Source organism: Loktanella atrilutea (genome assembly GCF_900128995.1).
Taxonomy (GTDB): domain Bacteria; phylum Pseudomonadota; class Alphaproteobacteria; order Rhodobacterales; family Rhodobacteraceae; genus Loktanella; species Loktanella atrilutea.
The window spans coordinates 1054617-1063118 of record NZ_FQUE01000001.1 but is presented as its reverse complement, the minus strand read 5'-3'; the positions used below and the strand labels follow the sequence as shown (position 1 = coordinate 1063118).

Genomic DNA, 8502 nt, shown 5'->3' with positions numbered 1-8502 from the left:
TGGATCGGCTGGTAGTTCGCGATCATCGTGACGAACCCGTCGCGGCCGGGTTCGTAGCTGCGGAACATGTAAAAATCGGTGCCGTCGATCTTCGGTGTTTCCGTGATTGCGGGCGCCTCGCGGTGCGACGATGCACCGGCAAGGGTCGCCGTGATGCACAGCGCCAATGCGGTCGTGCCGCACAGCGTCTTGTTCATTCTCAAAATCATTGGTTGTACCCTCCCATTAAAATTATCATTCGTTACCTTTGGCATGGCGGCTTGCCACCCCAACGTGCGTTGAAACGCGACCAGTGCCGCGCCACAACATCCTGCAACTTAGTCACGGCACGGGACTGCTATAGTTTCGCCTTGCGATCTTTTTTCGCAAACTTCTTAAACCAGATGCTGACGGCAGCACTCACAGGCTCACATGTTTGAAATTCTCGCGACCGCCGGTCTGGGTGTCACGCTGCTCGTGTTGTCGGTGATCGACATCCGGACGTTTCGCCTGCCCGATGACCTGACCCTGCCGCTGATCCTTTCGGGGTGGCTCGTCAATCTTGTCCGCTCCGGTGCCTGGCCGTGGGACATGTTCGTCGCGGCGGCCGCGGGATATCTCGTCTTTGCCCTGATCGGCTGGATTCATTTCCGCCTGCGACACATGGAGGGTTTGGGTCTTGGCGATGCCAAGCTATTGGCCGCCGCAGGGGCGTGGGTCGGGCTGCATGCCTTGCCCGTGGTGGTGTTGCTGGCCGCACTGGGCGGCCTCGGTCACGCAGTCATGGCCGGGCCCACGTCAGGGCAGCGCATCCCGTTCGGACCGTGGCTCGCGGCATCGTTCTTCGGCGTCTGGCTGTTGACGATTCAATGAAACCTGCTGGGAATGGCCGGTCACCATCGCAAGCCGGACGATGAAACTGTCACGCTTCGCCGCAAAGTGATGCGGCCTGTTACAATTCGTTTGAACGACTTCCCCGCGACACTAAGGTACTGTTCAGCTTTGTTTGCACGCAGGGCCTGGATGACCACTTTTTTACACGTGTGCTCGGTTTTATTGGAAGGACTTCACCATGGCTCAGGCTCTTTATCCGCTTTCGTCCGCACGTCTTGCACTGGCGATACTGTGCGGTATGACCTCCGGCACATCCGCCGTCGCCGGTAGCATGGCCGAGCCGACGATAGACGTGGCCCCGACCATGGTCATGCCGGCCCCGACCGCCAGTCCCGCCGACTGGACCGGTGCGTATGTCGGTGGCAGTCTTGGATACGCGCGGATCGACGGCACCTTCAACGGAGCCGACCTGTTCGCCGGATCGCCCGACGGGACGGCCTACGGAATCCACGCGGGCTACAACCGCGATTTCGGCCGTGTCGTCGTGGGTGGGGAACTGCAGTACGAGGCAACGGACGTTCAGGAAGGGTCGTCCTTTCTACAGTTTGGCAGTATCGCACGCGCAAAACTGCGTGTCGGATATGACGCGGGGCGGTTCATGCCCTACGCGACGACCGGCGTCGCGAGGGCCTCGATCAGCAACAGCAGCTTCGCGGGCGAGGACACCGGTGCCTTCGCGGGCCTGGGCGTCGACTATCGCTACACGCCGTCCCTGTCCGTCGGCGCAGAAATTCTGCAACACAGGTTCGACGATTTCAACGGCAGCGGTGTCGAGCTTGACGCAACGACGATGGGTTTGAGGGCGTCGTTCAATTTTTGACTCTCGGACGAGGGGTGCCGCGGGCTCGGCAAGCCTCAAGACCTCGATGGATTGACCAGCGCTGCTGCCGGTTTCGTGGATACGAAGTTGAGATTGTGACCATTAAAATGGAGCCTGGATAGGACGAGACGCTCGTTCAGCCGTCCGTTGAAGATCGAGGCGGTGACGATGGTGACCGAGCAAGGCGTTATCGTGTTTTTTCACGGCCTCCAGGAGATGTCGGCAGCGGCTGAACTCTGCTTTAAAGCTGGGAATAGGCCTGTCTGTAGGGACTGGTCATCGGTCACGATGGCGGCGAACATCGGCTGAGGGCCTTTCTCGGCGAGATCGATCGCTTGCTTGGGCTTCGCCTACGCGACGATCAGGGAATTTTGCAGTTCGGCACGCGATGACCCGCCGACGAAGACATCGATCTCGGTGGCATCCTGTACCCAGTCGCGTGTGGCGGCACTCCAATAGCGCAAATGATCCGGTGTCAGATCGAAAGTGACAGTCCTTGTCTCGCCGGCCGCCAACGCGCCAACTGGCGTTGCCGAAAGTGCCCAGGATCAGGTCGATCAGTGGCAGGGCGAAAAAAGACGCTGCCGCGGTCGACGCCGCAGAACCCAAGCCTGCGGATGGAGAAGGCCATGCGTGACCGCGTTGCCCCGCGCGCAGAACGCGCGCGGGGCGGAAGTTCACCACTTCACCTCGCAAACCGTTCGCCAAAAACCAATTCCCTCTCCCGCAACCAATAAGAATTTTTTCTTTTTGCTACACAACTCGCTACACTTTCAATATAGACCAAGAGATTAAGACCCTGTCTTTATTAATTTAAAAGTTTGAGTGAGCAACTTTTGGCTGAATGAGCCTCCGCCACGAGAGTATGCGCTCATGCGTGGCTGCGGCCCGCAGGGCCGGCATTCCTGTTTACGGTCGCTTCGTGATCGACTGCCGCGCGTCGCGGTGCGCCATCGTTCCGCTTGCCGTTTTCCGTCTAGTCGCCATCGTCAGGCAGGTTTGCGAGGAAAGTCGCGAGGAGGGTGATGTTGGCGTCGGACAGGGCCTGTGCGACCTCGACCATCGCGGCCCGGTCCCCGACGCGGCGTTCGGCCTTGTAGTCGAGGAGCGACGCCTCGAGGTAGGCCGCGTGCTGGTTGCGCAGCGGCGGGATCTGGTCGCCGCCGCGGTAGTCGGCATTGTGGCAGATGTTGCAGCGATGCTCGGTCGCGAGCGCCTCGGCGGCCTTTGCATCGACCTCGGTCGGGTCCTCTGGCACCGGACTGGGGTCCAGCGAGGCGACCCAGGCGGCGGCGGCGCGCAGGTCGTCGTTGGAGAATTCGCCGACGATCGATGGCATCACGTCCCCCGGGCGATCGCCCTCGCGGAAGGCGACGAGCTGCAGAAGGGCATATTTCTCGTCGATCCCGCCCAGAAGCGGGGTTTCCGGCGCTGCGTCACCCGCCGCATGACACGCGACGCACTGGTCCTTCGTGTCATCGAAACCCTGCGCCGCGACCGGCCCCGCCAGACAGGCGAGGCCGATCATCATCCATGGCCTACTGACCATCGTAGCTGACGCGGTAGACGGCGCCGTTCCAGTCGTCCGATACCAGCATCGAGCCATCGGGCAGCCAGTCCACGTCGACCGGACGGCCGACATACCTGTTGTCCTGAATGAAGCCGGTCAGGAAAGGCTCGGTCCGCGCGATACCCGTCTCGCCGTCGAGGTAGGCGACGGCGACTTCGGCTCCGGCCTTCTCTGTCCGGTTCCACGGCCCGTGCTTGGCGATGAAGATCTGCCCGCGGTAATCTTCAGGGAAGGACTCCGCGGTATAGAAGCGCATGCCGAGGGGTGCCGTGTGCGGCCCCAGCAATGCGACGGGGTCCGCGAACTCGCTGCATTGGCGGCCCCAACCGAACTCCGGATCGGTGTAGAGCCCGTTGTGGCAATAGGGAAAGCCGAAGTCCTGTCCCTCTTCGGTCAGCACGTTCAGCTCGTCCTGCGGGATGTCCTCTGACAGCCAGTCGCGCTGGTTATCGGTGAACCACAGGTTGGCGGTCTCGGGGTGGAAGTCGAAACCGACGGTGTTGCGCATGCCCGTCAGAATCGGTTCCGCGCCCGTTCCGTCCAGTTCCATCCGGCGGATCTCGCCGAAGCCGTCCTCTCGGGCGCAGATGTTGCAGGGCGAGGAGTTCGAGACGTAGAGCTTTTCGTCGGGTCCGACGGCAAGGAACCGCCAACCATGCGGGCGCGGCTCGCCCAGTTCGCTGTAGATCTCCTTGAGCTCCGGCGGGTTGTCGAGGTTGTCCATGATGTCCTCGGCCACCGAGATCTTCGTGTGCTCTGCGATGTAGAGGTCGCCATCATGCAGGGCGAGACCGTTGGGCCAGTCGAGGCCTTCGTAGATCTTGCGTGGCTCGCCGCCGCCGGCGGGGATCACGTAGATGTCGTTGCCCTGCCAGTTGCCGACGAAGACGGTCCCGTCCTCGGCGACGCGCAGCGTTCGGGCGTTGTTGATGCCGCTTGCATAGACCTCGACGGTGAACCCGTCGGGGGCCTTCAGCATGTCGAGCGGCAAATCGGCCTCTTCGGTCGGTAGGGCCGGCGGGCTTTCCGGCGCCAGCTTCTGCGCGGCCTCGGTTTCCGGCCGGCCTTCGAGGGGGCTGCCCTTTTCGGGCGCGTCCTGCGCAAAGCCCGGGGCAGCGGCCAAGGTCAGTATCGTCGCAATCGCGGTTGTCGCACGTGTCATACAGATGTCCTCCCTAGGGCTTCACTAAAGAGCAAGACGGGACGTCTGGCAACTCTGGCGTGTCGCGGATTGCCGCAGGGGCACCTGAAACGGCGGCGATCGGCAGATCGCTGCGGCGATGCGGCGGGCCGAATTGGGTTTACACCCGATTCAGGACCGCCATAAATACCGCAATTGCGCACAAGGGACAGGGTTTTCGATGATCGCGATCTGCATCGCACGGGCCGCGCCATGACGGTCCTTCTGAAAATCGCCGCGGTCATCGACCGGGTCAACGGCCTGATCGGCCGGTGCCTCGCGTGGCTGGTGGTCGCGGCCATCGTGGTCAGCGCCGGCAACGCGATATTGCGCAAGACCCTCAACATGTCATCCAACGCCTGGCTGGAGGCACAGTGGTACCTGTTCGGCGCGGTCTTCATGCTGTGCGCCGCCTGGACCCTGCGCGACGACGAGCACGTCCGGGTCGACGTCGTTTCCAGCATGCTGTCGCCACGCAGTCGCGTCGTGGTCGACCTCGTGTGTCACATCCTCTTCCTCGTCCCCTTCGCCGTGGTGATGGTCTATCTGTCCTGGCCGTTCTTCGTCACTTCGTTCCTGTCGGGCGAACAGTCCGGCGACGCCGGTGGCCTGATCCGCTGGCCGGCAAAGTTCTTCATCCTCGCGGGATTCGTCCTTTTGCTGGTGCAGGCGGTGTCCGAGATCATCAAGTGCTGCGGCAAGCTGTCCGGCGCGATCCCGCTGCCGCCGGACACCCCGCCGGACAACCCCGTGGTCGAGGAGGCGGGCATCGCCACCGAGGGCCGGGGGGCCGGCGCATGATCGCCCTTGTGGAGCTTATCGCGCACAATCTGGCGCCGATCATGTTCATCAGCGTGATGGGCCTTCTGCTGCTGGGCTATCCGGTGGCGCTGACCTTGGCGGCGGGCGGGCTGTTCTTTTTCGTCGTCGGCGTCGGTCTGTCTGAATATTCCAGCGACATCAACCTGTTCTGGCCGCTTCTTCGCGCGATGCCCGAACGGGTCTTCGGCATCATGTCGAACGACACCTTGCTGGCGATCCCGTTCTTCACCTTCATGGGGCTGATCCTCGAACGGTCCGGCATGGCAGAGGATCTGCTCGACACCGTGGGGCAGCTCTTCGGGCCGCTGCGCGGCGGCGTGGCCTTTGCGGTTGTCCTCGTGGGGGCGCTGCTGGGGGCCACGACGGGGGTGGTCGCGGCCTCGGTGATCGCGATGGGCCTCATCTCTTTGCCGGTGATGCAGCGGTATCGCTACGACCAGTCGGTGGCGCTGGGCACCATCGCCGCCGCCGGCACGCTGGCGCAGATCGTGCCGCCGTCGCTGGTGCTGATCGTGATGGCCGACCAGCTGGGCGTGTCCGTGGGCGACATGTATCTTGGCGCGGTCTGGCCCGCGCTGATCGTGATCGGGGTCTATTGCCTTTACATCGGCGCGCTGGCGATCCTGCGCCCCGCCGCCGTGCCCGCCCTGCCGCCAGAGGAGCGGCGGCTAGGCAACGGCATCGCGTCGCTTCTGGTGATGTTAGTGCTGGCGGTCGCCCTCTACCTGCTGTGCGCGCGGATCTTCTTCGCCGACATGGTCTCCGGCTCTCGCGTGGTGTTTTCCAGCGCCGTCGCCGTCGGGGTCTGCTACGTCATCGCGCTGGCGAACAAGCACCTGCGCCTTGGCATCCTGTCGCGCCTGTCGGAGGCGGTGGTCATCGTCCTGATCCCGCCGCTCGCCCTGATCTTCCTCGTGCTCGGCACGATCTTTCTTGGCATCGCGACACCGACCGAGGGCGGCGCGATGGGGGCGGTGGGGGCCGTCCTGCTGGCGTTGGGCAGGCGGCGGTTGACGCTGCGCGCCTTCACCTCGGCGGTGGAATCGACGGCCAAGCTGTCGTCCTTCGTGCTGCTGATCCTGCTGGGCGCGCGGGTCTTCGGCCTGACCTTCTACGGCGTCAACGGGCAGGTCTGGATCGAGGAACTGCTGCTGGGGCTGCCGGGCGGCCAGATCGGTTTCCTGATCGTGGTGACGATCGTTATCTTCATCCTCGGCTGCTTCCTCGACTTCTTCGAGATCGCCTTCATCCTCGTGCCGCTGCTGGCGCCGGTGGCGGACAAGCTGGGGATCGACCTGATCTGGTTCGGGGTGATCCTGTCGCTGAACCTGCAGACGTCCTTTCTGACGCCGCCCTTCGGCTTTGCGCTGTTCTACCTGCGATCGGTCACGCCCACCCGGGACCGGGTAGACGACAGCACGGGGCGGACGCTGCCAAAGGTTCGCACGTCGGAAATCTACCGCGGCGTGCTGCCCTATATCGGGCTGCAGTTCGGGATCATCATGCTGGTGATCCTCGTACCCGGTCTCGTCACCCACTACGACGACAGCCGCCAGCGGGCGGTGGTGCCGGTGTCCGACGGTGCGGGCGGGTCCGGCCTGAATTTCGGCGCGCCGCCCGCGGCGGAGGGTCCGGCGACCGGTGGCGGCGGCGGCTTCAACTTCGGCCCCGCTGGCGGTGATGCGACCGCCCCGGCCAGCCCGCCCGCAGGCGATGGCGGCTTCAACTTCGGCGGTGGCGGCGGTCAGGCAGCGCCGACCGCGCCCGCGGCGGGCACCGGGGGCTTCAACTTCGGCGGAGATGCGAACTCGGCGCCGCCGTCCGCGCCGGCGGCGGAGGGTGGTGGGTTCAACTTCGGGAACGGCGCGGCAACGCCGCCTGCGGACGCCACCCCCACCGATCCCGCGCCCGCCGATTCCGCGCCCGCCGATCCGGCCACCGACGACGGGGCAGCGCCCGCGCCGGCTGGCAACGGCGGCTTCAACTTCGGCAACTGAACCGACAAGGAAAAAGCCCGGATCCGTGAGGGTCCGGGCTTCTTCCGACTTGTCAGGCAGGGCGGCCCCGCTGCGTCAGTTGCCGCCGCCGGTCTTCTGGCCCGGCAGCAGGTTGTTGCGCTGCTTGTCCATCATGAAGTTCTTGTAGGTGCTCTCGGCGACCTGCGTCCACAGGAAGTGGTCGACCTCGAAGGCCATCATGCTGTCGTAAATCGTCTTCCACTCCGGGTCCGACGCCAGCTCGTCATAAAGCGCCATGCCTGCCTCGTAGCTGGCATCCAGCACGTCCTGCGGGAAGGCGCGCAACTGTGCGCCCTTGCCGGCCAGCGACCGCAGCGCCGTCGGGTTCTTGTAGTCGTATTCGGCCATCATCTCGACATTGGCCGCCCGCGCAGCGGTCTGCAGCAGGCTTTGATAGGCGGGCGGCAGACCGTCCCAGGCGTCCTTGTTGATGAAGGAGCAGAGGGTCAGGTTCCCTTCCCACCAGCCGGGGTAGTAGTAGTAGGGGGCGACCTGATAGAAGCCCAGCTTCTCGTCGTCGTAGGGGCCGATCCATTCGGCCGCGTCGATGGTGCCGCGTTCCAGCGAGGGATAGATGTCGCCGCCGGCGATCTGCTGCGGCACGACGCCGATCCGTTCCATGATGCGCCCGGCCAGACCGGCGATCCGCATCTTCAGCCCGTTCATGTCGGCCAGCGAATTGATCTCGTTCCGGAACCAGCCGCCCATCTGTGTGCCGGTGTTGCCGGCGGGCAGATACTGCAGCCCCTGCTTGTTGTAAAAGGTATTCAGCAGGTTCATGCCGTCGCCGTAATACAGCCACGCATTCATGCCGCGCTGGTCGAGGCCGAAGGGAATGACGCCGCCCAGCGCCCATGTCGGCGATTTGCCGACGTAATAGTAGCTGGCGGTGTGGCACATCTCGACCGTGCCGTTCTGCACGGCGTCTGCGGCCTGCAGGCCCGGCACGATCTCTCCTGCCGCGAAGACCTGGATGTCGAAGGCGCCGTCGGTGGCCTCTCGGACGTAGGTGGCGAGGTCCGTCGCGCCGCCATAGATCGTGTCCAGCGACTGCGGGAAAGACGAGGTGCAGCGCCACTGGATCTTGTCGGTCGTCTGCGCGATGGCCGGGGCGGCCAGTGCAAGGCTACCGGCACTGGCGGCCGAGGCCGTCCTGAGGAATTTGCGTCGGTCCATTGGGTCCTCCATTCATGGCTCGATGCGGGCAGGATGACCGACA

9 protein-coding genes are annotated in these 8502 nt (G+C 64.2%); 4 read left to right on the top strand and 5 right to left on the bottom strand.

The features are described from left to right. The coding region (locus tag BUA54_RS05110; RefSeq protein WP_143155336.1) for a DUF4331 family protein at window positions 1-197 on the bottom strand (197 nt) is incomplete at its 3' end. A gap of 214 nt (window positions 198-411) precedes the next feature. On the opposite strand from BUA54_RS05110, the gene BUA54_RS05105 reads away from it, so the two are divergent. Beyond that, a complete protein-coding gene (locus BUA54_RS05105) occupies window positions 412-852 on the top strand; it encodes a prepilin peptidase (protein ID WP_072856060.1) in 441 nt (146 codons plus the stop codon). Window positions 853-1051: 199 nt separating this feature from the next. Then, window positions 1052-1693: an outer membrane protein gene (locus BUA54_RS05100; RefSeq protein WP_245810561.1), complete on the top strand. Its 642-nt coding sequence runs from the start codon at window positions 1052-1054 to the stop codon at window positions 1691-1693. A gap of 350 nt (window positions 1694-2043) precedes the next feature. Here BUA54_RS05100 and BUA54_RS21860 read toward each other — a convergent pair whose 3' ends face one another. From BUA54_RS21860 to BUA54_RS05085, 3 genes are all read right to left on the bottom strand, one after another. Then, complete coding sequence (locus BUA54_RS21860; protein WP_084114090.1) at window positions 2044-2208, bottom strand: fibronectin type III-like domain-contianing protein; 165 nt, start codon at window positions 2206-2208, stop codon at window positions 2044-2046. A gap of 461 nt (window positions 2209-2669) precedes the next feature. Next, window positions 2670-3224 (bottom strand): c-type cytochrome, encoded by a 555-nt coding sequence (locus BUA54_RS05090; RefSeq protein WP_072856059.1) that lies wholly within the window; start codon window positions 3222-3224, stop codon window positions 2670-2672. Between the two features lie 7 nt (window positions 3225-3231). Then, a complete protein-coding gene (locus tag BUA54_RS05085; RefSeq protein ID WP_084114086.1) occupies window positions 3232-4425 on the bottom strand; it encodes a PQQ-dependent sugar dehydrogenase in 1194 nt (397 codons plus the stop codon). Between the two features lie 231 nt (window positions 4426-4656). On the opposite strand from BUA54_RS05085, the gene BUA54_RS05080 reads away from it, so the two are divergent. Together BUA54_RS05080 and BUA54_RS05075 are read left to right on the top strand one after the other, a co-directional pair. Next, window positions 4657-5244 (top strand): TRAP transporter small permease subunit, encoded by a 588-nt coding sequence (locus BUA54_RS05080; RefSeq protein WP_072856165.1) that lies wholly within the window; start codon window positions 4657-4659, stop codon window positions 5242-5244. Beyond that, window positions 5241-7262: a TRAP transporter large permease gene (locus BUA54_RS05075; protein ID WP_072856058.1), complete on the top strand. Its 2022-nt coding sequence runs from the start codon at window positions 5241-5243 to the stop codon at window positions 7260-7262. Before BUA54_RS05080 ends, BUA54_RS05075 begins: the two co-directional genes overlap by 4 nt. Window positions 7263-7337: 75 nt before the next feature. Here the strand turns inward: BUA54_RS05075 and BUA54_RS05070 are convergent, their stop codons facing one another. Beyond that, on the bottom strand, window positions 7338-8459 hold the full coding sequence (locus BUA54_RS05070; RefSeq protein WP_072856057.1) for a TRAP transporter substrate-binding protein: 1122 nt from the start codon (window positions 8457-8459) through the stop codon (window positions 7338-7340). Window positions 8460-8502: the final 43 nt, after the last annotated feature.

Bases quoted from the DNA above. Each gene is read 5' to 3' on its own strand.
- BUA54_RS05105 (WP_072856060.1), top strand. From the start codon at position 412: ATGTTTGAAATTCTCGCGACCGCCGGTCTGGGTGTCACGCTGCTCGTG.
- BUA54_RS05100 (WP_245810561.1), top strand. From the start codon at position 1,052: ATGGCTCAGGCTCTTTATCCGCTTTCGTCCGCACGTCTTGCACTGGCG.
- BUA54_RS05090 (WP_072856059.1), bottom strand. From the start codon at position 3,224: ATGATGATCGGCCTCGCCTGTCTGGCGGGGCCGGTCGCGGCGCAGGGT.
- BUA54_RS05085 (WP_084114086.1), bottom strand. From the start codon at position 4,425: ATGACACGTGCGACAACCGCGATTGCGACGATACTGACCTTGGCCGCT.
- BUA54_RS05080 (WP_072856165.1), top strand. From the start codon at position 4,657: ATGACGGTCCTTCTGAAAATCGCCGCGGTCATCGACCGGGTCAACGGC.
- BUA54_RS05075 (WP_072856058.1), top strand. From the start codon at position 5,241: ATGATCGCCCTTGTGGAGCTTATCGCGCACAATCTGGCGCCGATCATG.
- BUA54_RS05070 (WP_072856057.1), bottom strand. From the start codon at position 8,459: ATGGACCGACGCAAATTCCTCAGGACGGCCTCGGCCGCCAGTGCCGGT.